Below are 24984 nucleotides of genomic sequence, written 5' to 3'. Positions count from 1 at the left end.
GTTCATTTGGTAAAAGATTTTTTCCACTTCTTTCACTTTTAATGCATCTAATTGTGAGTTGATATTAATGTTTTGTCTCAATTTACATTCCCCCTTTATAGTAATTATATCATTTAAACATATATTTTACTATATTATCAAATATATACATTTTGTTATAATTAATTAACTTTTTTACAACAAAAAAGCCACTTCGCCTGAGCTACTACGTCTACGAAACATTTCATGTCGCTAGTAGCTTCTCCTGTTGCTCAAGTCACAAAGTTAGAAACTATATGTCATCTCCAAAACAGATAACATATAGTTTCCTTATAATAAAAAAAGGAGAGCAAAACTCTCCTTTTTATTATTTAGCATATTCTATAGCTCTTGTTTCTCTTATTATACTTACTTTTATTTGACCCGGATATTCAAGCTCGTCCTCAATTTGTTTAGTCATATTTCTAGCTAATAAATGAAGCTCTTCATCATTTACGCTATCTGGTTTAACCATTATTCTAATTTCTCTACCAGCTTGTATTGCATAAGATTTTTCTACACCTTCATAAGAGTTAGCTATTTCTTCAAGTTTTTCTAATCTCTTAATGTAAGCTTCTAGAGTTTCTCTTCTTGCTCCTGGTCTAGCTGCTGATATTGCATCTGCTGCTGTAACTAGAACCGCTTCAACAATTTGTGGTTCATAATCTCCATGATGAGTACTCATTGCATGTATAACATCCTTAGATTCTTTGTATCTTCTAAGTAAATCCATACCTATTTCAACATGAGTTCCTTCCATTTCATGGTCTACTGCCTTACCTATATCATGAAGTAATCCAGCTCTTTTAGCTAATTTTATATCTGCACCAATTTCTGCAGCCATAATTCCTGCTATATGAGCAACTTCTATTGAGTGTTTTAATACATTTTGTCCATAACTTGTTCTGTAGTTTAATCTACCAAGTAATTTAACTAACTCAGGATGTAATCCATGTACCCCAGTTTCGAAAGTAGCTTGTTCTCCAAACTCTTTGATGATATTATCAACTTCTTTTCTTGCTTTTTCTACCATCTCTTCTATTCTCGCTGGATGTATTCTTCCATCTGATATTAACTTTTCTAAAGCTATTCTTGCTACTTCCCTTCTAATAGGATCAAAACCTGATAAAATCACAGCTTCTGGAGTGTCATCAATTATAAGATCTATACCTGTTAAAGTTTCTAAAGTCCTTATATTTCTTCCCTCTCTACCTATTATTCTCCCCTTCATTTCATCATTTGGTAAATTAACAACAGTTACTGTTGTTTCTGCAACATGATCTGCTGCACATTTTTGGATAGCATAGCCTATTATCTCTCTAGATTTCTTTTCAGCTTCCTCTTTAGCTTGTGTTTCAATATCTTTTATCATTATAGACATTTCATGTCTTACTTCTCTTTCAGCATTAGTAAGAATTATTTCTTTAGCTTTTTCACAAGTAACTCCAGATATATCTTCAAGCTTTTCAAGTTGCTTAGTTTTTATTTCTTCTATTTCTTCTTCTTTTCTTTGTACTACTTTTAACTTTTCATTTAAAGTTGTTTCTTTAGTTTCTAAATTTTGTTGTTTTCTTTCTATTGATTGCTCTTTTTGAAGAACTCTTCTTTCGTAATTTTGTACTTCCTTACGTCTTTCTTTTTGTTCATTTTCAGCGTCAGTTCTCCATTTATGAATTTCTTCTTTTGCTTCTAATAATTTTTCTTTTTTTATTGTTTCTGAGTCTTTATTTGCTTTATCTATTATATCTTTGGCTAAGTCTTTAGCTTCACCAATTTTAGTTTCAGATATGTTTTTTCTAACAAAATATCCAACTATAATACCAATAGCTAAACCAACTATGCTTGCTATTATTTCTATGACATCCACCTCCTTTTGTAATAATCCCAAAATATCAATATTATTCTTTAACATCATTTAAATTATGCCTTTTTTAACTAGAAGGCCCAAGTTTTAAATTTAATAAAGTTTCTTTATCTATAATCTTGGAATACTTTAAATAAAATCATCATAATTTAAAATATTTTATCCTCTTTTAATTTTATAATTTTTTCTAATTCATGTCAAGTTTATAGGAGGGGTGTATTTATTTTTATTATTCAATTTCACTATCTTCTTCCACAACTGCTTTATCAAGATTATAATGTGCTCTAACCTTAGCATTTATTTCATCAGTCAAGTCCATATTATCGGCTAAGAATTTCTTAACATTCTCTCTACCTTGTCCAAGTTTTATATCATTGTATGCATACCATGAACCTGATTTTTTAACTATATCAACATCTGCTGCTATATCTAGTAAATCACCTATTTTAGATATTCCTTCTCCATACATTATATCAAATTCAGCTTGTTTAAATGGAGGAGCTACTTTGTTTTTAACAACTTTTACTCTTGTTCTATTACCAAGTACCTTATCTCCTTGTTTAATGCTATCTATTCTTCTTACATCAAGTCTTACTGATGAGTAGAATTTAAGAGCACGTCCACCTGTTGTAGTTTCTGGATTACCAAACATTATACCAACTTTTTCTCTTAATTGGTTTATAAATACTGCTACACAGTTTGATTTTTTTATTGAACCAGTTAACTTTCTTAAAGCTTGAGACATAAGTCTTGCTTGAAGACCAACGTGAGAGTCTCCCATTTCTCCTTCAATCTCTGCTTTTGGAACTAAAGCTGCAACTGAGTCAACTACTATTATATCTATGGCACCAGATCTTATTAAAGCTTCTGTTATTTCAAGAGCTTGTTCTCCTGTATCTGGTTGTGAAATTATTAAATTATCTATATCTACACCCAAAGCTTTTGCATATACTGGATCTAGAGCATGCTCTGCATCTATGAATGCTGCTATACCTCCATTTTTTTGTGCTTCAGCTACTGTATGAAGTGCAACCGTTGTTTTACCTGAAGATTCTGGCCCGTATATTTCAACTATTCTCCCCTTTGGAAGTCCACCTATACCTACTGCAATATCTAGTCCTATAGAACCTGTAGATATTACATCTATATTCATTGATGTTGCCTCCCCAAGTCTCATAACAGATCCTTTACCAAAGTCTTTTTCTATTTTTCCTAAAGCCTGATTAAGTGCTTGTAATTTTTCTTTTTCTATACTCATCTTATTCATCCTTCCTTTTTCACAAACATTTGTTCTATACATTATATTTATTATATCCTATAAAACTTTCTTAGTCAATTGAATTTGATCTTTATCTCAAAACTCTGCAATAAAGGTTTGTCTTCACATATATTATAAATTACTTTCTATCTAGAGGCCTACATTTATATTTATAAACTTATATGTAAACTTTTATACGAATATTTTTTATTTTTTTAAAAAAATCCTTCCTGAATTTAATCAAGGAAGGATTTTTGATTTATTTACTATTCTTAAGTTATTTACTATTCATAAATAATTTCCTATTTTTATATAAGTAATCTGCTCCAGAATATAAAGTGAAAAATGTTGCAATTAACATAAATATTGTTCCAACTTGTAATAATAAATTATTACTTAAGTTAGCACCAAGCAGTAATATTATTACTGCTAACATCTGACTTATTGTTTTTATTTTTCCTCCACCACTGGCAGCTATAACTTTTCCATCAGCCGCAGCTATAGCTCTTAAAATGCTTACAGTAAGTTCTCTTGCAACTATAATAATAACCATCCATCCTGCAACTAAGCTTGATTCTATCATACATATAAGAGCTGATATTACTAATAATTTATCTGCTAAAGGGTCCATAAACTTTCCAAAGTCAGTAACTAAATCATTTTTTCTTGCAATATAGCCATCTAATGCATCTGTTATCGATGCAACAACAAATATTAAACAGGCTATTAAATAATGATTTGGAATATCTAGCATCATTATAATTATAAATACCGGTATTAACAAAATTCTAAGTAGTGTTAATTTATTTGGTAAGTTCATCTTGTATATCCCCCATTAAATCATACTCTAATGCAGTGTTTATTTTAACATCCACAAATTCTCCTGGATCTAGAGTAGTATGTGATTTTACATATACTATACTATCAATTTCTTCTGCATCGTATTGAGTTCTTCCAATGTATACATTGTCCTCAATTTGTTCTTCTATTAGTACTTCGTATGTTTTACCTATTTTACTTTGATTTATTTCTTCTGAGATGCTTTGTTGAATCATCATTATAACATCTCTTCTTTCTTCTTTTACTTCTTGTTCTAAATGATTAGGAAGCTTATCTGCTGCAGTTCCTTCTTCTCTTGAATAAGGGAACACACCTAATTTATCAAACTTAACTTCTTTAACAAATTCCACAAGTTCTTCAAAATCTTTTTCATCTTCACCTGGGAAACCTGTTATTAGTGTGGTTCTAAGTGTTGCATCTGGTATAGCACTTCTAATCATATTTATTTTAGATAATAATTCTTCTTTAGTAGTTTGTCTGTTCATTAATTTTAATATTTTGTTACTTGCATGTTGTATTGGCATATCAAAGTAAGAACAAATATTGTCATTTCTTTTTATAACATCTACTAATTCTTTTGTTATTGATTCTGGATATGAGTACATTATTCTTATCCATTTTGCGCCTTCTATTTTAGCTAGCTCTTCTAGTAACTGTGGTAGTCTTGCTTCTCCATATATATCAGAACCATACATTGTAGAGTCCTGTGCTATAACTACAAGCTCTTTAACTCCATTTTGCACTAAACCTTTAGCTTCAGCCACTATATCTTCTAATTTTCTACTTTTTTGCTTACCCCTTAATTTAGGTATTATGCAGTAAGTACAGTGCTTGTCACACCCTTCACTTATTTTTAAGTAAGCCATATATTCTGGTGTAGAAACATATCTTGGTAGATTTTCATTGTAAACAACTTCTATATCATTTAAGCTAACTATTTGTTTTTCTTTTTGTAGTCCTTCTAATATTTCATCAATATTTTGGTAACTTCCTGTACCTACTATTGCATCTATTTCAGGAATTTCTTCTTTTAATTCATCTGAGTATCTTTGAGCTAAACACCCTGTAACAATAAGTAACTTTAAGTTTCCAGTTTCTTTAAGATTAGCAAATTCTATTATTGTGTCTATAGATTCTTGTTTTGCTGATTCTATAAATCCACATGTATTTACTAATATTACATCTGCATCCTCAAAATCTCCTGTAAGTTTATATCCCTTTTTATTTAATATACCCATCATTATTTCTGCATCTACTAGGTTTTTCGAACAACCTAAAGATTCTAGTGCTATTTTTAACATTGTTTAACTCCTTCCACTGCTGTCTTATGAAAACTTATTAATTTTTCTGTTATGTCATTTATGTCTTCAAATTTTATTACGTCGTTATATTTATATTGGTTTACTGAGTGCATATAAAGAGGATCGTAGTAAAACACTAAAAACTTTTCAACTAACTCTTCATATTGTTCATTATCCAGTAATTCTAAGTATTCATCTACAGTTTTATTTCCTAGTCTTTTTCTAAATGTACTTATACATCCTCTTAAAGCTTGTATATTTTCTTCATTTCTATCGTAGATGTAATCTTTGCAAAGTCTTTTTACTCTATCTTTTATATCACATTCTACAAGTATATGATAGCCATCTCTTATTATGCCTTCATATATATCATTTGGAACAAGTACATGCCCTACTCTTTTACTTTCACTTTCTATAAACAAGTAATCACTTTTTGAGAAAAATAATGATTCAAATATTCTAGTTTCAAAAGTTTTTTGAGTTGGTGGTTTTTCATCATATGTTATAAATCCAAAAACAGAGCCAGTATTTCTTGCCATATATTCTAAGTCTACTATATCTATATTATTTTTATCTAATTCTATTAGTAACTCTGTCTTTCCAACTCCAGTTAATCCATGAAGAACTATAAATTGTTTTTTATCCATTATTGTACTTAGATAATCTAGTACATAATTTCTATAAGATTTATATCCTCCTTCTAATTTGTACAAATCAATTCCAATGGATGCAAGTAAATTTGCTACAGATCCACTTCTCATTCCACCTCTTGCACAGTATATTACTATATGTTCATATTCTTTTGATAATTCTTTTACTACTTTATACATATCCTTTAGCTTTGGAGAAACAAATTCAAAACCTTTATCTATGGCTTCATGCTTTCCCTCTTGTTTATATATAGTACCTACCTCACAATACTCGTCATTATCAAATAACGGCATATTATAAGCATTTAGTATATGATCATCTAAATATTCTTTTTCTGTTCTAACATCTATAAAAATGGTTTTTTCCAGCTTTAAAGCATCTTCTATTTTAATTGTTTTCAAATTTTATTCACCTTCTAATTTTGCTAATTCTTCCATTGTTATTAGTACTTTTCTAGGCTTACTTCCTTCACTAGGCCCAACTATTCCTCTTTCTTCCATCGAATCGATTAGTCTAGCTGCTCTGTTAAATCCTATTTTATACTTTCTTTGCAACATAGAAGATGATCCTTGCCCACTTTGTACTACAAAGGCAATAGCGTCTTCTAAGAATTCATCCACATCATTGTTTTTGATGTTAGCAGTTTTTGAAATAGTTTGTATTATTTCTTCTTCGTATTTAATTTCTTCTTTTACTTGGCCTTTTACAAAGTTTATTACTTTTTCAGAATCATCCTCAGATATATAAGCCCCTTGTAATCTTACTGGTTTTGCTGCTCCTAGTGGATAAAATAACATATCGCCTTTTCCAAGTAATTTTTCTGCTCCACCCATATCTAGTATTGTTCTTGAATCTGTTTGTGATGAAACTGCAAAAGCAATTCTAGATGGAACATTTGCCTTTATAACCCCTGTTATTACATCAACAGAAGGTCTTTGAGTTGCTATAATTAAATGCATACCTGCAGCTCTTGCCATTTGAGCTAGTCTACAAATATAATCTTCTACTTCGTTTGCACAAGCCATCATTAAATCGGCTAACTCGTCTATTATTATTACCACTTTAGGAAGCTTAGTTTCACTTTTTTCATTATAGCTTGTTATATCCTTAACCCCTAGCTCAGCAAATAGTTTATATCTTTTATTCATTTCTACTACTGCCCAATTTAAAGCATTAGCTGCCTTTTTAGGATCTGTCACTACTGGTGATAGTAAATGAGGTATTCCGTTATAATGAGCAAGCTCAACTACCTTAGGATCTATAAGTAATAATTTTACTTCTTCCGGTGTAGCTTTATATAATACAGAGTTTATTATTGTATTTATACAAACTGACTTACCTGAACCCGTAGCTCCTGCAACAAGTAAATGTGGCATTTTACCAATATCTGCAATAACTGGGTTACCACTTATATCTTTTCCAAGTCCTATGGCTAGCGATGATGAGTCTTCTTTAAATTCTTTACTTCCAAGTACATCTCTAAGCCCCACAACTTGAGGCTCATCATTAGGAACTTCTATTCCTATAGCACTTTTACCTGGTATTGGAGCTTCTATTCTTATACTTTTTGCAGCTAAAGAAAGAGCTATGTCATCTGATAAGTTTACAATTCTACTTACTTTAACTCCTGGATTTGGTTGCACTTCATATCTTGTTATAGTAGGACCTAAAGTTACTTGACCCATTTTTGTATCAACGCCAAAATTAGATAATGTTTTGATTAATAAAGATGCATTTTCTAATGCCTTTCTCTTATCATTTTCATTACCTTTATGTCCAATTTTAGTTAATAAATCTAAACCTGGCTTTGTGTAGTTTTCATAATTTGATTGACTATTAATCTGTAAATCATTTGTATCTCCTAAATTCATTGGAGCAGTTTTTTCAATACTTACATTATTTTTAGTATTATTCATTGTACCGCTCATTGTGTTGCTCATTTTCACATTAGGATTTGTATTTTGAAGGTCTTTAAGTACGTCTAGTTCTGGCATACTATTTGTACCTTCTAAAATTTCTAAGTAATCATCATCACTTTTATTGAATCCTACAATTTTTATTGTTTTATCTTCGTCATCAAAATCAGATGAAGATTCAACTAAAGTATCTTCTATTTTTTCATTTTTATCATTTTTATCAAAAATATTCTTTAAGAAACCTTTTTTATTTTTACCCATTTGAGTAGTTTCGTCAACTTCCTCAGTTACTAAATTAATTGCAGATTCTTTTAAGTTTGACATCTTATCTTTTACATTTACATTTCCACTTTTTATTTTATTAGACTTATTACTAATAGCTTCTATCATGTCTTTTAGGGATATATTAAATGTGTACATTACTGTAATGAACAAAACAAATATACTAATTAACCATCCTCCTGTTAATCCAAACACTGCCTTAATGAAGTATGCTATTGTTGATGTAATTAGGCCGCAACCACTTCCATCTATTCCCATTTGCATAACATCTGCATACATATTAGCTTTTAGAGGATTATCTACTGGTATTTTTCTTGCATTAAATAACCCATAAAAAATAAATAAAAAGACTATAAAAATATAGACTGTTTTACTTTTTTTCATTCTATATACATATTCATTTCTTTCAAAAAATCCAAGAATGCCTATAATTATTATTAGTAATGGAATAATTATGGCAAGAGCTCCAAATAACCCTTTAAAAGTGTCTTGTATAAATTGTCCTATAAGGCCCATTGAATTTGAGTTTAAGCTATATAATAGAAATATGCCCACAAATACAGTTACTAGATTGTAGTATTCTCCAGATACCATCATTTTATCTTTATTATACTTTTTATTCTTAGCGCCTTTACTTTTTTTCTTAGCCACCAATCTCACCTCTTATTTCTTATCCCTTATCAATTCAAATTTATAATTCATCCACAAGCCAAATAAATTATAAATTCATTAAAATTTAAAAGTGTTAATGGTATACATTAACACTTTTAATTATTAAATCATTATATCACATATTACTTATTTTAAACAAATCTTATTTATTTCCTTCATTTTTGTTATCTTCTTTTATTAACTCTCTTAATTTTGCTAGAGCTTCTTTTAGTCCACCCACTTCATCTATAAGGCCGCATTCAACGGCTTCCTTACCAATCAAAACACTCCCCACATCAGTAATAAGTTCATCTTTTGCATGCATCAGTTTATTAAGCTCTTCTCTTTCAATGTTAGAAGTTCTTGTTATAAATTCAACTATTCTCTCTTGCATTTTTTTAAAGTATTCAAAACTTTCATTAATACCTATTACCAGTCCATTTGTTCTTATTGGATGAACTATCATTGTTGCCGTTGGAGCTATATAAGAATAATCTCCCGAAGTAGCAAGAGGTACTCCTATAGAGTGACTTCCTCCAAGGACTAAAGTGACTACTTTTTTAGATATACTCTTTATTAATTCTGCCATAGCAAGACCCGCTTCCACATCTCCTCCAACAGTATTTAGTATAACAAGTATTCCCTTTATTTCGCTACTTTCTTCAACTGAATATAGCAAAGGTATTATATGCTCATATTTTGTTGATTTTTTTTGAGGATTTCCTACAAAATGTCCTTCAATCTCTCCTATTATAGTTATACATTGAATTTCTTTTGTTGAGTTAGGAGGCATATTAGGAACTCCCATTTGTTTTATATCCTGAAGTTTATCACTGTCATCATCATCTTCTTCGATATTACTATTTTTTATATTGTTACTTTCATTATTTTTAGGTTTATTTTTTTCTTCATCTTCTTTAGGTTTATCTTCTAATTCCAATTCATTTAAATTATAGTTATCATTTATGTATTCATTCATATTATTTTCTTTTTTTATCATTTATTTCACCTCATATAATATATTTAATTTTATGTTTCCCAATGAGTATGAAATAATTCTTAACTTTCTTATACCAAGTTTTCCACGCTAAAAAGCAAGATACAAGATATCTTGCTTTTTGGGTTTGCTATTGATTTGAGAATTCCTTGTGAATCGCATGAACAGTTTCTATCATATCCTCTTCTTTTACTAAGCAAGTAAGAGATGTATACGAGTCTGATGATTGTAAAAGAGTAATACCTGCCTTTGATAAAGCTCTCACTACTTTTGCAATAACACCAGGAGTTTCTGTAACTTTTGAACCAATTAGAGTTACTTTTGCACATTGTCTTCTAATATCATATTTTACATCGTATTTTTGCAAAATTTTTTCTACTATAGAAATATTATTTTGATCTAGGGCAAATGCCTTTTCTTCTGTAAAGAAGTTTATCATATCTAAGTTGATATATTTTTCTTCCATTTCATTTAATATTTTTGAAAATAACTCTTCAGAGGACCTTACTTTAACTTGAGCTATATTATCTTTATGAGCTACCGATGTCATAAATCTAGATTGGAAATCTTCATAATCGCCTACAACACAACGAGTTAAACCAATTCTAGTACCTTTACATGTAGGATTCAAGGTATTTTTTATTTCTAAAACAATATCCCCATTCTTCGCAAGTTCCACTGCTCTTGGGTGAATAACTTTGGCTCCCTTTTCTGCCATTTGGAATACTTCTTCATAATCACAGTAATCAAGTATTTTTGCTGATGGCTCTATTCTTGGATCTGCAGTCATTATACCATCTACATCTGTATAAATTTGTACAGTTTCACATCCTAGAGCTTTTCCTATGGCAACTGCAGATGTATCGCTACCTCCTCTTCCTAAAGTTGTAACTTCTCCATCTTCTGTGCCTCCTTGGAAACCTGCTATCACAACTACTTTACCTTCATCTAATTCTCGTTGAATTCTCGTCGGATTTATTTCTTTTATTTTTGAGTTTGAAAAAACTTTAGTTGTTATTACTCCTGCTTGCATTCCTGTTAGAAATACAGCTGGTATTCCCCTTCCTTCTAACATTGAAGTTAGTATGGTTCCTGATATTATTTCTCCACAAGACATTATTAAGTCAAGTTCTCGTTTTTTAGTTTTCTTGTTAACATTAGTACATAAATTTATTAGTGTATCAGTCGCATAGGGTTCTCCTTTTCTTCCCATGGCTGATACTACTATTACTAAGTCGTTCCCCTTTTTTTTATACTGTTCTATTATATTACATACTTCATTCATTTTTTCAACTGATGCTACTGATGTACCACCAAATTTTTGTACTAAAATCCCCATATATGCCTCCTAATATATACCATCGTATTCAATGATTATCATATCATTGCCAATTTTTTTTACATTCCTCCACGGAATTTCTAAATCTCCTCTATCCCTTCTTATACCAAAAAATCCTCTTTCTCTTGGTATGGATAGTGCTAATATTTTACCTGTAGTTTCATCTATTATAATATCGCACTCACCAATTACTCCAAGTCTTTCTCCACTAACTAAGTTTACTATTTCTTTTCCAGCTAATTCAGATAAATTCATATTTTTCACCCCGATAAATTTTAAAATTTGCTTTGCTCATAGCGTCAACGATATCTCCTCATTATCATTTAAAGGATCGTCTTGATTAAACTTTACTTTTTATAATTATATCTGAACACCTTCTACGTTTTTTCCTACTATGCATACTCCTAAGTTCTCTATATTAAATACTTTATTAATAATTGCTTTAACTTGTTCCATATTTACACTATTTATATGTTCAATAATCTCATCTTCATCTTTGATTTTATTATTAAGCAGCATAGATTCACCATTAGATAACATTTTTGAGCTAATACTTTCCAAGCTTAATATATAATTACCTTTCAACTGTTCCTTACTTTCTTTAAGTTCTTCTTCTGTAACATAGTTTTCTTTTATATTTTTTATTTCTTTCATTATTAAATCGTAAACTTCTTTTAAGTATTCTTCACTGGTGCTAGCAAATATTCCTAACTCTCCACATTTTTTATACAAGGTTTGAGATGAATATATGGAGTATACTAATCCTTTATCTTCCCTTATATTTTGGAATAATCTAGAACTGGTACTTCCACCAAATATATTGTTTACAACAGCTAAAGCATATGATTCTTTCTCGTTCTCTTCTGGTATCGCCTTTAAGTTAATTGCTATGTTAACTTGTTCACTATCTTTATTTCTAGTTATAAAACAAGAATGAAACTCAGCTTCTTCTACCTCAATATTTACTTCTCTCTCTTCCCAACTACTAAACTTTTTTTCTATTTCTTTTACAACTTCTTCAAAATTGAAATTGCCGCAAATTGATATAATCGCATTATTAGGAACATAATACTTATTATAATGATTTAAAATATCTTTTTTCTTTAAACTTTTAATAGTTTCTCTATTACCAAGTATGTTCATACCTAGACCATCATTAGGATATATATTTTCTACTAGTAGATCATAGGATAAGTCATCTAAAGAGTCTTCATACATTTTTAATTCTTCTAATATTACTGCTCTTTCTTTATCTATATCTTTATTATTAAAGTTTGAATTTAATATCATATCACTTAAAACATCTATACCGATATTTATATGCTCATCTAAAAGGTGAACATAATAACATGTACATTCTTTATTTGTAAAAGCATTTATTTGCCCTCCAATATTGTCTATATCTCTTGCTATATCTTTGGCACTTCTATTTTTAGTTCCTTTAAATAACATGTGCTCAATAAAATGAGACACGCCACTTTCCTTAGGTGTTTCTAGTCTAGATCCTGTATTTATCCAAATCCCAAGAGACACAGATTTTAAATAAGGTATTTCTTCTCCTACAATGGTAAGCCCATTTTTTAGGGTTTGACATTTATACATATCGTCCTCCAAATTCTTACATAACGTCATTATACACTTTAATTTTTATAAATTAAAAAAATTTATAGTATTAATTATAGTTTAGGAACTTAATTTAATCAACAACAAACACATCACTAAGCCTTCCTGGCTTTAAGTTCTTATCTTTTATTATTTGAATAATATCATCCAAGCATTTTGTTGTGGCATCTGTTGGATGCATTAAAACAATACTTCCATCTACTATATTTTTGTTTTTTACTCTTTCAATTATTTTTTCTGGATTATCCCTATCTTGCCAATCTATAGTGTCCACATCCCATTTAAAACATATGTAATTTAATTTTTCTGCTGCTTTAACTGTGTTTGAACCAAAAGATCCTGCTGGTGCTTGAAAAAATTTAGTTTCTTCACCTATAATATCTTCAATTATTTTTTTAGAAGTACTTATTTGATTGTAATTATCATCGTAAGACAAATTAGCATAATCTAAATGCTTGTATCCATGATTTCCTATTTCATGGCCTTCTTTTTTAATCCTCAAAAGCAAGTCCTTTTTATTCTCGGCCCACTTACCCGTCACATTAAAAGTAATATGAACATTTTCCTTTTTTAAAGTTTCCAAAATAGATATTACATACTCATCTTCCCACCCCAGATCTACGTTACAGGTTAGTGCAACATAGCCACTATCTTTTTTGGTCCCCTGAGTATAGGGGGCTTTGGCCAGATCTAAAATATTAATACTTGGGGTTGATTGATTCTTCTTAAGCGTAAATGTAATTCCACATGCTATAAGCACAATGATTAGAATAAAAATTATTATTTTTTTTAATTTACCTTTGTTTAGCACCATCATTATCATATGGGTTTCCTCCTAATATGTACAAATTATTTCTTATTTTAAGTTTATTATTACAACTTATAATTTATTCTTAGGAATAGGATTTGTTATCTAAAAATATCATGCCAACGATATATCTTTGCATAACACTTCAGACAAATATGTTGCTTAAAATTCAATTCTTTCATAGCGCCAACATTATGTCTTTGCTCACGCTTCAGACAAATATGTTGCTTAAAATTCAATTCATATTTTCAAATAATTAATTTATAAAATAAAAATTTATAAAATAAAAAAAACGAGACTATGTCTCGTTCCCTTATTTTATAAATTAATTATTATTTATTTTTTCTCTCTGGTCTAGGTAGTAACACTTTTCTAGATAAATTTACTCTACCTTTATCATCTATTTCAGTAACCTTAACTTCTACTTCATCTCCAACGTTTAATACATCTTCAACTTTTTCTATTCTTTCGTGTGCTATGTTTCCTATACGAAGTAATCCTTCTTTTCCTGGAAGTAATTCAACGAAAGCTCCAAAGTTAACTACTCTTGTTACTTTACCTTTATATATTTCATTTAACTCTACTTCTGCTACTATATCAGATATTTTTTGTTGAGCAAGTCTAATCATATCCATATCTATACCAGCTATGAATACTTCACCATCTTGTTCTATATCTATTTTAACACCAGTCTCATCTATTATCTTAGTTATTACTTTACCACCAGCTCCGATAACATCTCTTATCTTATCTGGATTTATTCTCATAGTAACTATTTTTGGTGCATATTTAGATAATTCTTCATTTGGCTTATCTATACATTTTTTCATCTCATTTAAGATATGAAGTCTACCAACTCTAGCTTGAGCTAAAGCTCTTGTTAATACTTCTTCATCTATGCCAGCTATTTTTATATCCATTTGTATAGCAGTTATACCTTTTTCAGTACCAGCAACTTTAAAGTCCATATCACCTAAATGATCTTCCATACCTTGTATATCTGAAAGTATAGCCATTTTCCCATCGTGTTCTATAAGTCCCATTGCAATACCTGCAACCATATCTTTTAAAGGTACACCTGCATCTAATAAAGATAATGTAGACCCACAAACAGAACCTTGAGATGTAGAACCATTTGAACTTAATACTTCTGACACAAGTCTTATAGCATAAGGGAATTCTTCTTTTGAAGGTATTACTGGAATTAATGCTCTTTCAGCTAAAGCTCCATGACCTATTTCTCTTCTTCCTGGACCTCTTGATGGTCTAGCTTCACCAACAGAGTAAGCAGGGAAGTTGTAGTGGTGCATATATCTCTTGTTTTCTTCTTCGTCAAGTCCATCTAATATTTGAACATCACCTAAAGCTCCTAAAGTTGTTACAGTCATTACTTGAGTTTGTCCTCTTGTGAATAATCCTGAACCATGAGCTCTTGGTATAAATCCATGATCACACCATATTGGTCTTATTTCATCAGTTTTTCTAGCATCTGGTCTTCTACCTTCATGTACTATAGCTTTTCTAACTTCTTCTTTTATTATAGAATCTAAAGTAGCAAGTATATCATTTCCAAACTCTTCTAAAGTTTCTTCATCAAAACTATTTATAGTTTGTTCTTTAACAGCATCCATAGCTTCTTGTCTTTCAAGCTTTTCAACAACTCTAACAGCTTCTTTCATACCTTCAGTAGCTATTTCTCTAACTTTAGCCTCTATCTCAGCATTTGGTTTAGTTTCAACAAATTCCATTTTTTCTTTTCCAACTTCAGATTGGATTTGTTCTATAAATTCAACTATTTTCTTAATTTCTTCATGAGCTTTTAATATTGCTTCAAGCATTAATGACTCTGGTACTTCATTAGCTCCAGCTTCAACCATCATTACTGCTTCTTTAGTTCCTGAAACTACTAAGTGTAGTTCACTTTTTTCTCTTTCTTCTGCTGTAGGATTTACAACTAATGCTCCATCAACTAAACCTATACATACAGAACCTGTTGGACCGTTGAAAGGTATTTCAGATATTGATAAAGCAACTGATGAACCTATCATAGAAACTATATCAGGAGTACAGTCTTGATCTACAGATAAAACTGTAGCTACTACTTGTACATCATTTCTAAAAGTCTTTGGGAATAAAGGTCTTATAGGTCTATCTATAAGTCTTGATGTAAGTATAGCTTTTTCTGATGGTTTACCCTCTCTTTTTAAGAATCCACCTGGTATTTTACCAACTGAATATAATTTTTCTTCATAATCAACACTTAGTGGGAAGAAATCTACTCCCTCTCTTGGTTGAGCTGATTTAGATACGTTAACCATAACCATAGTCTCACCATATCTAAGTATTGCACTACCGCTTGCAAGCTGTGCAATTTTTCCTATTTCAACAGAAAGCTCTCTTCCTGCTAAATCCATTGTGAAAATTTTATGTTCAAACATTAATGCTTGTACCTCCTCTTATACTAAAACCACTATTTCTTCTATGTACTATATTAACAAAATTACTACTAATTAACAATATAATTATACAATGTAAAGAATTAGCGTTTTAGTATGTCTTCTTATTTATTAACTAATTGGAAGAACTTACTGCCAAAATTTCTGGCCCTGTATGAGCACATATACAAGATCCACCTCTAGTAATAAAGATTTTCTTTGCCTTTATTCTTTTAGCAACTTCTTCTTTAAGCTTTTCAAAATCTGATTCATTGGAACCATATCCTATTGTAATAATTTTAGATTCTAAATCATTGCCATTAGCTTCTAAAATCATATCTACCAATTTAGAGGCAACTTGTCTAGATCCTCTAACTTTTGTTACTATTTTATTTTTTCCATCTTCCATGGTACATATAGGTTTTATATTTAACATATTTCCTACAAAAGATACCACACTTGGCAATCTTCCACTCTCTTTCAAATAGTTTAATGTAAATGGTACAAAAAATAAATTGACACTTTCTCTAATATTTTCTAGTTCATCAACTATTTCAGAAGCACTCAAATTACTTTCTTCTACTAATTCACAAGCTTTAATTACATATTGACCACTTCCTAGAGATAAAAATAATGTATCAAAAATATATATATTCCCATCAACATCATTTTTGGCCATAGTTGCACTTTGATATGTGCCTGAAGTTTTTGATGAACCTGTCAAACAAATTACATCATAACCTTCATTTACATATTTTTCAAAAGCTTCTTTGAATTGAATATATGTAACTTGAGATGTTTTAGGTAAAGTTTCATTACTTTCTAAAATATTATAAAATTCTACTTTAGTAAAATCTATGCCATCTTTATATTCTTTCCCATTTATATTGATAGTAAGCGGAATCATTTCTAAAAAGTCTTTTTTTAATATTTCCTCAGGAATGTCGCACATACTGTCGCATAATATCTTAATATTCATGGCTACTGCCCCCTCATAGAAATTAATTATTCACTTTTTTATTAATACAAAAAAGCAGGTACTATAAGTATACCTGCTTTTTAAATAAAGTAATAAGATTATTTTCTTAATCCTAATTTAGCTATTAATGCTCTGTAACCTTCTAAGTCTTTTTCTTTTAAGTAAGCTAATAAGTTTCTTCTTCTACCAACCATTTTTAATAATCCTCTTCTTGAATGGTGGTCTTTTTTGTGAACTTTTAAATGCTCGTTTAATTCGTTTATTCTAGCTGTTAATAAAGCTATTTGAACTTCTGGAGAACCAGTATCTCCTTCTTTTCTTCCAAATTCTCTTATTATTTCTGTTTTATTCATTTGATATACCTCCAAATATTTTAATATAATCGCCATTTACTAAGCATTGATTGGAGTATTCATATGCCGAGTAATGGTTACTTTGATTATTTTATCATAACTTAGCTACTTTTGCAAATATACTTTTTATATATATAATTAGTATCCATCTTCAATTGTATTTTTAATTCGTTTAAATCTTTAAACTTCTTTTCATCTCTTATTCTTTCCAAAAACTCAAGTTTTATAGTTTTGCCATAAATATCTTTGTCAAATTGCAATATATTTGTTTCTACTGACATTTTTTCTCCATTTACTGTAGGATTATAACCGATATTTGTAGCACCTACGTACACTTCATTTCCAATATGTACCTTTGTAGCATATATCCCTCTTTTAGGTATAATAAGATTTTCTTGTAATTTAAGGTTTGCAGTTGGAAATCCTAAAGTTCTACCTAGCTGTTTTGCCTGAATTACCATACCTTCAATTGTATAGTTTCTTCCTAAATAACTCTTTACTTCATCAACTCTACCTGCATATATTAAATCTTTTACATGAGTACTGCTTACTCTTATGTTATTAATAATTACAGGAGCAATTACCTCTACATCAAATCCATATTTTTTCCCTAGTATTTTTAATACTGGTGGAGTACCTTCTCTATTTTTTGCAAAAGCAAAATCATGACCTATAACCAGTTTTTTTGCACATAGCTTATTGACTAGTATTTCTTTTACAAAATCTTCAGCAGATATCTCTGCCATATCTTTGTTAAAAGGTATATCTATAGTTACGTCTACACCTAATGCCTCAAGCTTATTCATTTTTTCAACTTCTGTAATTATTTCTCTTGTTATAATATTAGAAAAATAACTTATAGGGCTATTTTTAAATGTAAAAACTATACTTGTTAATTTTTCTCTTTTTGAATAATCAACAGCTTTTTCTATAAGTATTTCATGCCCTTTATGAATACCGTCAAATTTACCTATAGTGACAACACTTTTATCAAAACTTTCTATTTCATTTAAAGAATTTATAATAATCATGTCTTTTCCCCACTGATATAATAGTTATTCTATAAAAATTTTATCACTCTTTAGACTAATAGTGTTATTATTTTTTAATAATTTCCCAGTTCCTATAAATTCATCATTACAATATACTCTAACATATTCATCATTTTTTGATAAATTATCATTTGTAAATCTTTTAGAATCTATTGTTCCACCATTTCTATAGTATTTAAGAGCAGTATCTTTTAATTCAACTTTTTTAAAATTATCTAGAACATAATCAATATCATATAAGTAATTTTCTAAAGTGCTATCATTATAATATTTTTCTAATTCTTCTAGAGTTATTGAATTTTCTAAGTTAAATTTTCCAGAAGATGTTCTAAGTAAAAAGGACATATGCCCTCCACAGTTCAAGTACTGTCCAATATCATGACATATACTTCTAACATAAGTCCCTTTTGAACATTTAACTAAAAACAAAATTTTATTTTCAATTATATTTAAAATTTCTATTTTTTCTATTTTAACTTTCCTTGGTTTAATTTCAATAGTGTCTGCTTTTCCTTTTCTAGCTAAGTCACACATTTTTTGACCATTAACTTTTAAAGCTGAATAGACAGGAGGATACTGATTAATCTCTCCTTTTTGTCCTTCAAAAGCCTTGTAGATATCTTCATTTGTAATACTAGAAGCATCTCCTTCAAATGTTATTACTCCAGAAGAATCATAAGTGTCTGTAGCAGCGCCTAATGTTAATTCACATATATACGATTTTTCTTTGTTTAAAATAAGTTCACTTACTTTTGTAGCCTTATTTAAACATATAGGAAGAACTCCAGCTGCATCAGGGTCTAATGTACCCGTATGGCCAACCTTTTTTATGCTTAAAATTCTTCTCACACTACTTACCACATCATGAGATGTCATTCCTGTAGGTTTTAATATATTTACTATTTTATTCATTAAAAATCATCCTTAAATTTCTTTTAATGCTTCTTCTAATATTTTTATTTTTGCATTTTCAATACTATCATTTATAGTACAACCAGCAGCTCTTACATGACCACCTCCACCAAATGATTTAGCCACACGACTTACATCTGCAAATGATTTTGATCTTAAGCTAACTTTAATTTCATTCTTACTTTTTTCTTTAAGCAAAATTCCTATTTCTACATTTTCTATATCTCTAGCATATGGAACAATGCCATCTATATCCTTAAAATCTATATTATATCTTTCAAGCATATCCTTTGTTACCATCATTATTGCCACTTTAGTATTTATAATCTCAAGAGTATTTAGTGATTCTCCTAACAATTTATAAAAATTAAATGGATTACTACCAAAAACATTTTGAACTACTTTTTGTGTATCAGCTCCACATATCAGCAAGTTTTTTGCCATATCAAAACTACTTGCATGAGTATTTGAATATGTAAGTTTCCCTGTATCAGTCATAAGACCTGTATAAAGAGCTGTAGCTATATTTTTATCTATATACTTGAAATTATTTATTTCTTCATTTCTCATAAGTAAATTATATACTAATTCACAAGTGGAAGATGCTTCAGCTACTACATGATTTAAATCTCCATAAAAATCATTACTTGCATGATGATCTATATTGATTAGTTTCATACAATTATCTTTAATATCAGCATCTACACATATTCTATTTTTATCTCCACAATCTAAAGTAATCAAATTATATTTGTCTATATTCATCTCTTTAAATTCTCTAGAGTTTATTATATTTATGTCTTCAATAAGAAATTGCATGTTTAAAGGCATACCATCATTCATTACATAGTAAACCCTCTTATTAATTTTTTTTAAGAAATAATAAATTGAAAGAGTTGAACCTATATTGTCTCCATCTGGATTAACATGAGAAGTAACGACAAAATCGTCACTTCCATGTATATATTTTAAAATAGTATCTATACTATTCATTTTCATTATCCTCAACTTGAAGTTTGTCTTGATCTTTTTGTGATACTTTCTTTATAAGGCTGTCCATATACATACCTTTTAATAAAGAATCATCTACTTTGAATATGATTTGTGGGATATGTCTTATTTTTATACTTCTACCTATTTCTCTTCTGATGTAGCTTTCTGCGTTTCTTAAACCTTGTAAAGTAGATTCTTCATCTCCACCTAAAATACTTACGTATATGTAGGCATAGCTTAAGTCGCTAGTAACTTCCACATCTGTAACACTTACCATAGAGTTTATTCTAGGGTCTTTTATTCCGTTAATAAGCATAGTACTTACTATTTTTCTGATTTCTTCGCCTATTCTACGTGTTCTATTATACGATGCCATAATATCAACCTTCTTTACTCTTGTTAATTATTTTAATTTTCTCTCAACTTCTTTTGTTATATATGATTCTACTATATCTCCAACTTTTATGTCGTTGTAGTTAACAAAACTCATACCACATTCGTATCCGTTATTAACTTCTTTTACATCATCTTTGAATCTCTTAAGTGCTTGTATTTCACCCTCGTGAATTATTATTCCATCTCTTACGATTCTAACTTTACCATTTCTGAATATTTTACCAGATGTAACATAACATCCTGATACAGTACCAACACCAGATATTTTGTAAACTTCTCTTATTTCTGCTTTACCTGTGTCCTCATCTCTATATTCTGGGTCAAGCATACCAGTCATAGCTGCTTGAACATCTTCTATAGCTTTGTATATTATAGTGTATGTTCTTACATCTACACCTTCTTTTTTAGCTAACATTTCTGCACTTGGAACTGGTCTTACGTTAAATCCTATTATTATAGCATTAGATGCAGTTGCAAGCATTATATCAGATTCAGTTATAGCTCCAACACCACCATGTATTACTCTAACTGCTACTTCATCGTTAGATAATTTTTCAAGTGATTGTTTAACTGCTTGAACAGAACCCTGAACATCTGCTTTTATAACTATATTCAAGTCTTTAACGTCAGCATCTCCCATTTGTGAGAAGAAATCATCAAGTGACATTCTTTGATTAGATTTTAACATTTCTTCTCTAGCCATTTGTTGTCTCTTCTCTGATATTATTCTTGCCACCTTATCATTTGGAACTGCAACAACTTGATCTCCACCTTGTGGAACTTCTGATAATCCTAATATTTCTACGGCAGTAGAAGGTCCAGCAGTTTTAACCCTCTTACCTTTAGAGTTTATCATTGCTCTTATTTTACCACTAGCAACACCTGCTACTATCGGATCTCCAACTTTAAGAGTTCCTCCTTGAACAAGTATAGTTGCAACTGGTCCTCTACCTTTATCAAGTTCTGCTTCTATAACAGTACCTACAGCTCTTTTATTAGGGTTAGCTTTTAATTCTTCCATTTCAGCAACTAAAAGAACCATTTCAAGTAAAGTATCTATACCTTCTCTTTTTAAAGCTGATACTGGAACTGATATAACATCTCCACCCCAGTCTTCAACTAATAAACCTTGGTCAGCTAGTTCTTGCTTAACTCTATCAGGGTTTGCTCCTGGCTTATCTATTTTGTTTATAGCTATTATTAAAGGAACATTAGCAGCTTTAGCATGGTTTATAGCTTCTATTGTTTGAGGCATTATACCATCATCTGCAGCAACAACTAATATTGCCATGTCTGTAACTTGAGCTCCTCTTGCTCTCATTGAAGTGAAGGCCTCATGTCCTGGAGTATCTAAGAACACTACCTTTTCTCCATTTACCATAACTTCAGAAGCACCTATATGTTGAGTTATTCCTCCTGCTTCACTTGAAGTTACATTAGTTTGTCTTATTGCATCAAGTAAAGATGTCTTACCATGGTCAACGTGTCCCATTACAGTTACAACTGGTGGTCTCTTCACTAAATCTTCTTCACTATCTTCTTCTATTTCTATTAGAGCATCTATTGCTTCTAATTCCTCTTCATCATCCTTATCATTTCCTTCTGATAACTCAAATCCATAATCACTAGCTACTAAAGATGCTATTTCAAAACTTACTTCTTGGTTTATTGATGCCATAGTTCCCATTTTCATAAGTTTCATAATTACTTCATTTACTGACTTTCCTAATGCATCTGATAAGTTTTGTACTGTTAAAGATCCTTCAACAGTTATAACATTAGAATTTCCACTTTCTTCTTTTATTAAATCAAGCAATAATTCAATATCTTCTTCTTCTAATTCAGATTTTTCATTTTCTACTTCTATTCCTAATTCTTTTACTTTTGCTAAGATGTCTTTATTTGACATTCCTACTTCTTCTGCTATTTGGTATACTCTTGTTTTATTCACAAGATCACCCCCTATTAATATTTGTTAATCCATTAACTGTATAATTTTATTTGCGAACCCTATATCTTTAATTCCTATAACTGCTCTAGAATCTTTACCAATAGATATTCCTAAACCACTTTTTGTAGATATCTCTACACAATTTACTTTTCTATAAGATGATTTATCATTAAATAATTTTTTTGTATTATTTGATGCATCACCTGCAACTATAATTAAATTTAATTTTCCTTTTTTTAAATCTAACATCGTTGCATCTTCTCCAGATACTAATTTACCTGCTCTCATTGCAAGGCCTAGTAATGAGTGTATTTTGTCCATATTATTTTTCATAAGATTCTAACTCCGATAATAATTTTTCATATACCTCATTAGGCACTTCCATTTTAAATGCTCTATTTAAAGCTTTACTCTTTATAGCTTTTTTTAAACATTCAGAATCCTTGCATATGTATGCTCCTCTTCCATTTGCTTTTCCAGTTAAGTCTATAAAAATTTCGCCTTCTTTATTTTTTACAATTCTAATTAATTCTTTTTTGTTGTCTCTGTCTTGACAAGCAATACATTTTCTTTGAGGTACTTTTTTTGTTTTATTCAAAGTAATCCCTCCTTACTCTTCGTCATTTAGTTGAGATTCACTTTTGATGTCTATCTTCCAATTCGTAAGTTTTGCCGCAAGTCTAGCATTTTGTCCTGCTTTACCTATAGCTAAAGATAGTTGATAATCTGGAACTACAACTAACGCTGATTTTTCATCTTCATTAACTTCTACCTTAACTACTTTTGATGGACTAAGAGATGCAGATACAAATTCTGCTGGATTTTCACTGTAGTTTATTATGTCTATTTTCTCTCCACCTAATTCATCAACTACGTATTTAACTCTAGTTCCTTTTGGTCCTACGCAAGCTCCAATTGGATCTATTTTTTCATCTATTGAGTGAACAGCCATTTTAGTTCTTGAACCAGCTTCTCTAGATACAGATTTTATTTGAACTATACCTTGGAATATTTCAGGCACTTCTGATTCAAATAATCTCTTAACTAGATTTGGATGACTTCTAGAAACTACTATTTGAGGTCCCTTATTAGTTTTCTTCACTTCTAATATATATACCTTTATTTTATCTCCAGCTTTAAAGTATTCCCCTGGTATTTGTTCTGTTTCTGGCATAGATGCTTCTATTTTACCAAGTCTTACGTAAACTATTTTCTTGTTATCAGATACTCTAGCAACCTCTCCAGTTACTAATTCTCCTTCTTTTTCTATAAACTCATTGTATATTATTTCTCTTTCAGCTTCTCTTATTCTTTGAACAACTACTTGTTTAGCTGTTTGAGCTGCTATTCTACCAAAATCTTTTGGAGTTACTTCATTTTCTATTATATCTCCAAGTTCGTATTTTGGATTTATTTGTCTTGCTTCATCAAGTTCTATTTCTAAGAAGTTATCATATAAGTCTGACTCATCAACAACTCTTCTTTGTGAGTAAACTTTAACGTCTCCTCTTTCTCTGTTAAAATCTATTCTAACATTTTGTGCTGAACCAAAGTTCTTTTTGTATGCAGTAAGTAATGCTTGTTCTATAGTATCTATAAGTACATCTTTATCGATGCCTCTATCCTTTTCTAATTCATCTAGTGCTTCTATGAATTCGTGATTCATTATTTTATCCTCCCTATATTAATGTTAACACATTAATATTACCACTAAAATTTTATAGCTAATCTAATAAGTGCAACATCTTTTTTATTAAATTCGACTTCTTCATTATCTATTATAACTTTAATATTTTTCTCTTCTGTTAAACCAACAAGTTCTCCCTCATGTACTTTAGAACCATTCATTGATTTATAAAGTTTTATTTCCACATCTCTACCTTGGTATTTCACAAAGTCTTTATCTTTTTTAAGCGGTCTATCAAGACCTGGAGATGATACTTCTAAATAATAATTATCCTTTATTGGATCTTTTTCATCTAGAATTGGATTTAATGCTCTTGTAACTAATTCACATTCGTTTAAAGAAACTCCACCTTCTTTGTCGATGTAAACTCTAAGGAAGAATTCTCCGCCTTCTTTAACGTATTCAACATCTACTAACTCTAGGTCGTTTGCCTCTGTAATAGGTAATACTAATTGTTCTATTTCAGTAGCTATGTTCTTTTTCATATTATTTACCTCCTATTCAGTTGTATTTATAGTATTTAAAATAAAAGAGTGAGCACCTTTGTCTCACTCTTAGTTTCTGCAAATATACTATTTTATATATCATAATATCATAAAAATCTTATGTTTACAAGCTTTTGTGCTTATTTTGCATCTATAGCCACATTACTTTAATTAAATATCAATTATAAAAATA

The 24984-nt window shown here is 29.9% G+C and carries 23 protein-coding genes; all 23 read right to left on the bottom strand.

Translation table 11 applies throughout. The features are described from left to right. Nucleotides 1-346 precede the first annotated feature (346 nt). Nucleotides 347-1930 carry a ribonuclease Y gene (gene rny, locus NSA58_RS03250; protein WP_277613700.1) on the bottom strand — a complete coding sequence of 528 codons (1584 nt, stop codon included), beginning with the start codon at nucleotides 1928-1930 and terminating at the stop codon, nucleotides 347-349. Nucleotides 1931-2111: 181 nt separating this feature from the next. Beyond that, nucleotides 2112-3140: a recombinase RecA gene (gene recA / locus NSA58_RS03245; RefSeq protein ID WP_039680303.1), complete on the bottom strand. Its 1029-nt coding sequence runs from the start codon at nucleotides 3138-3140 to the stop codon at nucleotides 2112-2114. A gap of 277 nt (nucleotides 3141-3417) precedes the next feature. Next, nucleotides 3418-3960 (bottom strand): CDP-diacylglycerol--glycerol-3-phosphate 3-phosphatidyltransferase, encoded by a 543-nt coding sequence (gene pgsA / locus NSA58_RS03240; protein WP_039680302.1) that lies wholly within the window; start codon nucleotides 3958-3960, stop codon nucleotides 3418-3420. Next, nucleotides 3944-5281 (bottom strand): 30S ribosomal protein S12 methylthiotransferase RimO, encoded by a 1338-nt coding sequence (gene rimO, locus NSA58_RS03235; RefSeq protein ID WP_074429204.1) that lies wholly within the window; start codon nucleotides 5279-5281, stop codon nucleotides 3944-3946. Before rimO ends, pgsA begins: the two co-directional genes overlap by 17 nt. Further along, entirely contained in the window at nucleotides 5275-6333 is a 1059-nt protein-coding gene (gene mnmH, locus NSA58_RS03230; RefSeq protein ID WP_039680300.1) for a tRNA 2-selenouridine(34) synthase MnmH, read from the bottom strand. Before mnmH ends, rimO begins: the two co-directional genes overlap by 7 nt. Nucleotides 6334-6336: 3 nt before the next feature. Further along, nucleotides 6337-8727: an FtsK/SpoIIIE family DNA translocase gene (locus NSA58_RS03225; protein ID WP_052233050.1), complete on the bottom strand. Its 2391-nt coding sequence runs from the start codon at nucleotides 8725-8727 to the stop codon at nucleotides 6337-6339. A 217-nt stretch (nucleotides 8728-8944) separates the two neighbouring features. Next, nucleotides 8945-9781 carry a ClpP family protease gene (locus NSA58_RS03220; RefSeq protein WP_079764700.1) on the bottom strand — a complete coding sequence of 279 codons (837 nt, stop codon included), beginning with the start codon at nucleotides 9779-9781 and terminating at the stop codon, nucleotides 8945-8947. Nucleotides 9782-9908: 127 nt separating this feature from the next. Continuing rightward, nucleotides 9909-11117 carry an aspartate kinase gene (gene dapG, locus NSA58_RS03215; RefSeq protein ID WP_039680298.1) on the bottom strand — a complete coding sequence of 403 codons (1209 nt, stop codon included), beginning with the start codon at nucleotides 11115-11117 and terminating at the stop codon, nucleotides 9909-9911. Nucleotides 11118-11126: 9 nt separating this feature from the next. Continuing rightward, nucleotides 11127-11372, bottom strand: coding sequence for a YlmC/YmxH family sporulation protein (locus NSA58_RS03210; protein WP_039680297.1), 246 nt, complete (start codon nucleotides 11370-11372; stop codon nucleotides 11127-11129). A 105-nt stretch (nucleotides 11373-11477) separates the two neighbouring features. After that, nucleotides 11478-12719: a M16 family metallopeptidase gene (locus tag NSA58_RS03205; protein ID WP_074079225.1), complete on the bottom strand. Its 1242-nt coding sequence runs from the start codon at nucleotides 12717-12719 to the stop codon at nucleotides 11478-11480. Between the two features lie 94 nt (nucleotides 12720-12813). Beyond that, the gene (locus NSA58_RS03200) at nucleotides 12814-13563 is read right to left on the bottom strand and encodes a polysaccharide deacetylase family protein (protein ID WP_074429203.1); all 750 of its coding nucleotides are present in this window, start codon (nucleotides 13561-13563) and stop codon (nucleotides 12814-12816) included. Between the two features lie 317 nt (nucleotides 13564-13880). Then, the gene (gene pnp / locus NSA58_RS03195) at nucleotides 13881-15986 is read right to left on the bottom strand and encodes a polyribonucleotide nucleotidyltransferase (RefSeq protein ID WP_074079223.1); all 2106 of its coding nucleotides are present in this window, start codon (nucleotides 15984-15986) and stop codon (nucleotides 13881-13883) included. A 133-nt stretch (nucleotides 15987-16119) separates the two neighbouring features. Beyond that, the gene (locus NSA58_RS03190; RefSeq protein ID WP_039680293.1) at nucleotides 16120-16962 is read right to left on the bottom strand and encodes a DegV family protein; all 843 of its coding nucleotides are present in this window, start codon (nucleotides 16960-16962) and stop codon (nucleotides 16120-16122) included. A gap of 98 nt (nucleotides 16963-17060) precedes the next feature. Continuing rightward, nucleotides 17061-17315 carry a 30S ribosomal protein S15 gene (gene rpsO, locus NSA58_RS03185; protein WP_039680292.1) on the bottom strand — a complete coding sequence of 85 codons (255 nt, stop codon included), beginning with the start codon at nucleotides 17313-17315 and terminating at the stop codon, nucleotides 17061-17063. Between the two features lie 101 nt (nucleotides 17316-17416). Further along, nucleotides 17417-18346, bottom strand: a complete 930-nt coding sequence (locus tag NSA58_RS03180; protein WP_039680291.1) for a bifunctional riboflavin kinase/FAD synthetase — start codon at nucleotides 18344-18346, stop codon at nucleotides 17417-17419. A 24-nt stretch (nucleotides 18347-18370) separates the two neighbouring features. Continuing rightward, nucleotides 18371-19279: a tRNA pseudouridine(55) synthase TruB gene (gene truB / locus NSA58_RS03175; RefSeq protein ID WP_039680290.1), complete on the bottom strand. Its 909-nt coding sequence runs from the start codon at nucleotides 19277-19279 to the stop codon at nucleotides 18371-18373. A gap of 12 nt (nucleotides 19280-19291) precedes the next feature. After that, entirely contained in the window at nucleotides 19292-20272 is a 981-nt protein-coding gene (locus NSA58_RS03170; protein ID WP_052233048.1) for a DHH family phosphoesterase, read from the bottom strand. Continuing rightward, nucleotides 20265-20648: a 30S ribosome-binding factor RbfA gene (rbfA, locus tag NSA58_RS03165; protein ID WP_039680288.1), complete on the bottom strand. Its 384-nt coding sequence runs from the start codon at nucleotides 20646-20648 to the stop codon at nucleotides 20265-20267. Before rbfA ends, NSA58_RS03170 begins: the two co-directional genes overlap by 8 nt. 27 nt (nucleotides 20649-20675) lie before the next feature. Beyond that, the gene (infB, locus tag NSA58_RS03160; RefSeq protein WP_039680287.1) at nucleotides 20676-22619 is read right to left on the bottom strand and encodes a translation initiation factor IF-2; all 1944 of its coding nucleotides are present in this window, start codon (nucleotides 22617-22619) and stop codon (nucleotides 20676-20678) included. Nucleotides 22620-22643: 24 nt separating this feature from the next. Next, nucleotides 22644-22952 (bottom strand): L7Ae/L30e/S12e/Gadd45 family ribosomal protein, encoded by a 309-nt coding sequence (locus NSA58_RS03155; RefSeq protein ID WP_052233047.1) that lies wholly within the window; start codon nucleotides 22950-22952, stop codon nucleotides 22644-22646. Beyond that, entirely contained in the window at nucleotides 22942-23217 is a 276-nt protein-coding gene (rnpM, locus tag NSA58_RS03150) for an RNase P modulator RnpM (RefSeq protein WP_039680286.1), read from the bottom strand. Before rnpM ends, NSA58_RS03155 begins: the two co-directional genes overlap by 11 nt. Nucleotides 23218-23229: 12 nt before the next feature. Then, nucleotides 23230-24285 (bottom strand): transcription termination factor NusA, encoded by a 1056-nt coding sequence (gene nusA, locus NSA58_RS03145; RefSeq protein ID WP_039680285.1) that lies wholly within the window; start codon nucleotides 24283-24285, stop codon nucleotides 23230-23232. 44 nt (nucleotides 24286-24329) lie between these two features. Beyond that, nucleotides 24330-24791, bottom strand: a complete 462-nt coding sequence (locus tag NSA58_RS03140) for a ribosome maturation factor RimP (RefSeq protein ID WP_074429202.1) — start codon at nucleotides 24789-24791, stop codon at nucleotides 24330-24332. Nucleotides 24792-24984 lie beyond the last annotated feature (193 nt).

The sequence above is a fragment of the Terrisporobacter muris genome, assembly GCF_024621905.1.
Classification (GTDB): domain Bacteria; phylum Bacillota; class Clostridia; order Peptostreptococcales; family Peptostreptococcaceae; genus Terrisporobacter; species Terrisporobacter muris.
Note: the sequence above shows the minus strand (reverse complement) of the source record. Positions and strands in the feature narration are given on the sequence as shown.

Excerpts from the sequence above, each read along its gene's own strand:
- NSA58_RS03180 (WP_039680291.1), bottom strand. The coding sequence starts at position 18,346 with ATGATTATTATAAATTCTTTAAATGAAATAGAAAGTTTTGATAAAAGT.
- NSA58_RS03225 (WP_052233050.1), bottom strand. The coding sequence starts at position 8,727 with ATGATGGTATCTGGAGAATACTACAATCTAGTAACTGTATTTGTGGGC.
- NSA58_RS03155 (WP_052233047.1), bottom strand. The coding sequence starts at position 22,952 with ATGAAAAATAATATGGACAAAATACACTCATTACTAGGCCTTGCAATG.
- NSA58_RS03170 (WP_052233048.1), bottom strand. The coding sequence starts at position 20,272 with ATGAATAGTATAGATACTATTTTAAAATATATACATGGAAGTGACGAT.
- truB (WP_039680290.1), bottom strand. The coding sequence starts at position 19,279 with ATGAATAAAATAGTAAATATATTAAAACCTACAGGAATGACATCTCAT.
- pnp (WP_074079223.1), bottom strand. The coding sequence starts at position 15,986 with ATGTTTGAACATAAAATTTTCACAATGGATTTAGCAGGAAGAGAGCTT.
- NSA58_RS03220 (WP_079764700.1), bottom strand. The coding sequence starts at position 9,781 with ATGATAAAAAAAGAAAATAATATGAATGAATACATAAATGATAACTAT.
- NSA58_RS03200 (WP_074429203.1), bottom strand. The coding sequence starts at position 13,563 with ATGATAATGATGGTGCTAAACAAAGGTAAATTAAAAAAAATAATAATT.
- rpsO (WP_039680292.1), bottom strand. The coding sequence starts at position 17,315 with ATGAATAAAACAGAAATAATAAGAGAATTTGGAAGAAAAGAAGGAGAT.
- NSA58_RS03190 (WP_039680293.1), bottom strand. The coding sequence starts at position 16,962 with ATGAATATTAAGATATTATGCGACAGTATGTGCGACATTCCTGAGGAA.
- rbfA (WP_039680288.1), bottom strand. The coding sequence starts at position 20,648 with ATGGCATCGTATAATAGAACACGTAGAATAGGCGAAGAAATCAGAAAA.
- NSA58_RS03205 (WP_074079225.1), bottom strand. The coding sequence starts at position 12,719 with ATGTATAAATGTCAAACCCTAAAAAATGGGCTTACCATTGTAGGAGAA.
- rimO (WP_074429204.1), bottom strand. The coding sequence starts at position 5,281 with ATGTTAAAAATAGCACTAGAATCTTTAGGTTGTTCGAAAAACCTAGTA.
- pgsA (WP_039680302.1), bottom strand. The coding sequence starts at position 3,960 with ATGAACTTACCAAATAAATTAACACTACTTAGAATTTTGTTAATACCG.
- dapG (WP_039680298.1), bottom strand. The coding sequence starts at position 11,117 with ATGGGGATTTTAGTACAAAAATTTGGTGGTACATCAGTAGCATCAGTT.
- recA (WP_039680303.1), bottom strand. The coding sequence starts at position 3,140 with ATGAGTATAGAAAAAGAAAAATTACAAGCACTTAATCAGGCTTTAGGA.
- nusA (WP_039680285.1), bottom strand. The coding sequence starts at position 24,285 with ATGAATCACGAATTCATAGAAGCACTAGATGAATTAGAAAAGGATAGA.
- NSA58_RS03210 (WP_039680297.1), bottom strand. The coding sequence starts at position 11,372 with ATGAATTTATCTGAATTAGCTGGAAAAGAAATAGTAAACTTAGTTAGT.
- rny (WP_277613700.1), bottom strand. The coding sequence starts at position 1,930 with ATGTTAAAGAATAATATTGATATTTTGGGATTATTACAAAAGGAGGTG.
- NSA58_RS03140 (WP_074429202.1), bottom strand. The coding sequence starts at position 24,791 with ATGAAAAAGAACATAGCTACTGAAATAGAACAATTAGTATTACCTATT.